The organism is Kitasatospora sp. NPDC033851 (genome assembly GCF_055576085.1).
Map to the genome: position 1 here is coordinate 1 of NZ_JBVIRL010000081.1, position 5,063 is coordinate 5,063.

General features: G+C 72.8%; 1 protein-coding gene. It reads left to right on the top strand.

What is annotated here, in order from left to right; genetic code table 11:
• A partial coding sequence (locus ACZ51D_RS43390) for an SDR family NAD(P)-dependent oxidoreductase (protein WP_465665821.1) occupies nucleotides 1-5,063 on the top strand: 5,063 nt, incomplete at both ends.

Genomic DNA, 5,063 nt, shown 5'->3' on the forward strand with positions numbered 1-5,063 from the left:
AACTGCTCACCGACCTCGCCGGCATCACACCGCGCCCGGCGACGATCCCGTTCTACTCGACGGTGACCGGCGAGCAGATCGACACCTCCGCCCTCGACACCGGCTACTGGTACCGCAACCTCCGCGAACCCGTGCTGTTCGACCAGACCACCCGTGCGCTGCTCGACCACGGCCACACCGTCTTCGTCGAGGTCAGCCCGCACCCGGTCCTGGTCTCCGCCGTCGAGGAGACCGGTCACCACCACGGCTCCGACCTCCTGGCTACCGGCACGCTCCGGCGCGACCAGGACGACTTCCTCACCTCGCTCGGCCGCCTGCACGTCCATGGTGTCCCGGTCGACTGGCGGTTCCCGGACGACACCGAGCCCGTCAGCCTGCCGACGTACGCCTTCCAGCGCCAGCCGTACTGGCTGCGGCCCGTCCCGACGGAGTCGGGCGACCACCCCCTGCTCAGCACGTTCGTGGAACTGCCCGACGGCGCGGTGCTCAGCGGACGGATCTCGCTCGCCACCCACCCGTGGCTGGCCGACCACGCCGTGCGGGGCTCCGTCCTCCTGCCCGGCACCGCGTTCGCGGAAATGGCGGCCTACGCGGCCGGCCGGCTCGGCCACGCGGTCGAGGAGCTGGTGCTCGAAACGCCGCTCGTCCTCGACGACACCCCGGTGCACCTCCAGGTCGTCGTGGGCCCCGAGGACGACGGCCGCAACCCGCTCACGGTGTACTCGCGTGACGGCGACGAGTGGGTGCGGCACGCCACCGGGACCTTGGGCGAGGAGCCGGTGCTGAGCACCTGGGACTGGCCGCCGGCCGGTGAGCCCCTCGACGTCGACGGGCTCTACGACTCGCTGTCCGTGCTCGGCTACGAGTACGGGCCGGCGTTCCAGGGCGTCACGGCGGCCTGGCGGGTCGGCGACACCGTCTACGCCGAGGTGGAGCTTCCCGCCGAGGAACCGTTCGCCCTGCACCCCGCGCTGCTCGACGCCGCACTGCACCCCATGGCTTTCCTCACCGACCGCACCGGCCTGCCGTTCGCGTTCACCGGAGTGGCGATACGGCCCGCCGGCCGCGGGACGCTGCGCGTACGCCTGTCCGCCACCGGGCCGGACACGTACACCGTGGCCGTGGCCGATCCGGACGGCACCCCGGTCGCGGTCATCACGTCGCTGACCGTCCGGGACGCCACCGCCGTCCCGGACAGCCTGTACGCACTCGACTGGGTCCCCTGCGAATCGGCATCGACGGGCGGCGACCCCGCGGACCTGGTCGTCTACGAGGTGCCCGGGCCGGAGCCCGAGGCGGACACCGTCGAGGCGGCGTACGAGAGCGCGCAGAGCGTACTCGCCGTGATCCGGGACCACTTGGCGGGCGAGCGGACACGGCTGGCGGTCGTCACCCGCAACGCCGTCGCCGCCGCGCCCGGTGACGTGGTCGGCCTCCACCACTCGATGGTCTGGGGCCTGGTCCGCGGCGCGCGGGCCGAACACCCCGACCGGTTCGTCCTGGTCGACGCCGACTCGACCTGGGACCCCGCGCTGATCGCCGGCACGGACGAGCCGGAACTGGCGGTACGCCAAGGGGCGCTGCGCGTCCCCCGCCTGGTCCGCGTCGGCGGGAGCCTCACCCCGCCAGACGGGACCTGGCGGCTGGAGGACACGGGCACCGGCAGCATCGACGACCTGGCGCTGGTGCCCCGCCCGGAGCTCATGGAGCCGCTGGAGCCCGGGCAGGTTCGGATCGCCGTGCGGGCGGCCGGCCTGAACTTCCGGGACGTGCTGATCGCCCTCGGCGTCTACCCCGGCGAGGCCCTGATGGGCGGCGAAGGCGCGGGCGTCGTCCTCGAAACCGGCCCGGACACCCGGTTCCGCCCCGGCGACCGCGTCATGGGCCTGGTCCCCGGCGCCTTCGGCCCGGTCACCGTCGCCGACCAGCGGCTGCTGGTCCGGATGCCCGACGACTGGTCGTTCGCCAGGGCCGCGGCAGTGCCCGTGGTGTTCCTGACCGCCTGGTACGGCCTGCGTGACCTGGGCGGGCTGAAGGCCGGTGACCGGGTCCTGATCCACGCCGGCACCGGCGGCGTCGGCATGGCGGCGATCCAACTGGCCCGGCGGCTCGGGGCGGAGGTGTTCGCCACCGCCGGCCCGGCCAAATGGCACACCCTGCGCGCCCTGGGACTGGACGAGGACCACATCGCCTCGTCGCGCACCCTGGAGTTCGAGCAGAAGTTCCCGCCCATGGACGTGGTTCTGGACTCGCTGTCCGGCGAGTTCGTCGATGCCTCCCTGCGGCTGCTCGGGCCCGGCGGCCGGTTCGTGGAGATGGGCAAGACCGACATCCGCGACGCGGCCGACCATCCCGACATCGTCTACCGGGCGTTCGACATCGCCGACGCGGGGCCGGAACGGCTCGGCGAGATCCTGGACGCCGTCGTACGGGAATTCACGGACGGCGAGTTCGCACCGCTGCCGTTGGACGTACGCGGGGTCCGGGACGCGGTCGACGCCTTCCGGTTCATGAGCCGGGCCGCTCACGTCGGGAAGATCGTCCTCACGGTTCCTGCGGATCTCGATGCGGCCGGTACGGTGCTGATCACCGGTGGTACGGGGACGCTGGGGGGCCATGTGGCCCGGCATCTGGTGGCGGAGCGGGGTGTGCGGCATGTGTTGCTGGTCAGCCGCAGTGGTGGCGGGGCGGCGTTGTGCGAGGAACTGGCCGGGCTGGGCGCGGAGGTGTCCGTGGCCGCCTGCGACGTGGCCGACCGGGACGCGCTGGCGGCCGTACTGGACTCGATCCCGGCCGCGCACCCGCTGACCGCGGTCGTCCACGCCGCCGGCGTGCTCGACGACGCCGTGGTCGAGTCCCTGACCCCCGAACGCCTCGCCGCGGTCTGGGAGCCCAAGGCACGGGCGGCCTGGCACCTGCACGAACTCACCCGAGGGCGGGACCTGACGGCGTTCGTCCTCTTCTCCTCGGCGGCCGGGACGCTCGGCAGCCCCGGGCAGGCCAACTACGCCGCGGCCAACACCTTCCTCGACGCCCTCGCCGTGCACCGGCGCGCCCTCGGACTGCCGGCGACCTCGCTGGCCTGGGGCTACTGGGCCGAGCTGAGCGGCATGACCGGGCACCTGACCGGTGCCGACCAGGACCGGCTGATGCGAGCCGGGGTCGTGCCACTGGCCACCGACCACGCCCTGTCGCTGTTCGACGCGGCCCTGGCCACGGACCGGGCCGCGCTGGTGCCGGTACGCCTCGACCTCTCCGTGATGGCGGGCGCCCCGGCAGCCCTCAAGGGCCTCGTCTCCCGCAAGGCGGCCCGGCGCCCGGCGCGGCACGGCGCGATCGCCGACCGCCTGCGGTCACTGCCGGAGGCCGAACGGCTGCGAGCCGCACTCGACCTGGTCACCGCCAACACCGCAGCCGTGCTCGGTCACCGCGAACCGGGGGCCGCATGGGACCGGCAGCCGTTCAAGGACCTCGGCTTCGATTCCCTGACCTCCGTCGAACTGCGCAACCGGCTCAACACCGCCACCGGCCTGCGCCTGCCCGCCACCGTCACCTTCGACCACCCCACCCCGCGGCAACTCGCCGAGCACCTGCTGAGCGGGATCCTCGGTGAGGGTGCGGGTGTGGTGCCGGTGTCGGTGGTGCCGGTGGTGTCGGTGGGTGATGGGGCTGATCCGGTGGTGATCGTGGGTATGGGGTGCCGGTTGCCGGGTGGGGTGGGGTCGCCGGAGGAGCTGTGGGGCCTGGTGTCGGGTGGGGTGGATGCGGTCGGGGCGTTTCCGGGTGATCGCGGGTGGGACGTTGAGGGGTTGTTCCATCCGGATGCGGAGCATCCCGGGACGTCGTATACGCGGTCTGGTGGTTTTCTCGCGGACGCGGCGGGGTTCGATGCCGATTTCTTCGGGATTTCGCCGCGTGAGGCGCTGGCGATGGACCCGCAGCAGCGGGTGTTGCTGGAGACCGCGTGGGAGACGTTCGAGGATGCGGGGATCGATCCGACGTCGTTGCGGGGCAGCCAGACGGGCGTGTTCACCGGCATCTGGGCATCCGGCTACGGTGACCAGGCACCCGCCGACGCCGAGGGCTATCTCGGTACGGGCGCCGCGACCAGCGTGACCTCCGGCCGGATCGCCTACCTGCTGGGGCTGGAGGGCGCGGCGGTCTCGCTGGACACCGCCTGCTCGTCCTCGTTGGTGGCGATCCACCTGGCAGCGCAGGCGCTCCGCTCGGGGGAGTGTTCGCTGGCCCTGGCCGGCGGGGTGACCGTGATGGCGACCCCGCTGGGGTTCACGGAGTTCTCCCGCCAGCGCGGCCTGGCTCCCGACGGCAGGGTGAAGGCGTTTGCCGAGGCGGCCGATGGTACGGCCTGGGGTGAGGGCGCGGGCTTGGTGCTGCTGGAGCGGTTGTCGGACGCCCGTCGCAATGGGCACCGGGTGCTGGCGGTGGTGCGGGGTTCGGCGGTGAACCAGGACGGCACCTCCAACGGCCTCGGGGCGCCGAATGGTCCGTCGCAGGAGCGGGTGATCCGTCAGGCGTTGGCGAACGCCGGGTTGGAGGCGTCCGAGGTGGACGTGGTGGAGGCGCACGGTACGGGGACGAGGCTCGGTGATCCCATCGAGGCGCAGGCGCTGCTGGCGACCTACGGCCGGGACCGGGTGGAGCCGTTGTGGCTGGGGTCGGTGAAGTCGAACATCGGGCACACCCAGGCGGCGGCCGGTGTGGCGGGTGTGATCAAGATGGTCATGGCGATGCGGCACGGGCAGTTGCCGCCGACGCTGCATGTCGACGCGCCGACCTCGCACGTCGACTGGGGGTCCGGAAACATCCGGCTGCTCACCGATGCCCGGCCCTGGCCCGACAACGGCCACCTGCGTCGCGCGGGCATCTCGGCGTTCGGCATCAGCGGTACGAACGCGCATGTGGTGATCGAGGCGGCTGCTGAGGAGCCGGTCCGGGTTTCGACGGGGGCCGCGGGCGGGGTGGTGCCGTGGGTGTTGTCGGGGAAGTCGGATGTGGCGTTGCGGGAGCAGGCGCGTCGGCTGGGGGCGTTCCTGGCCGGGCAT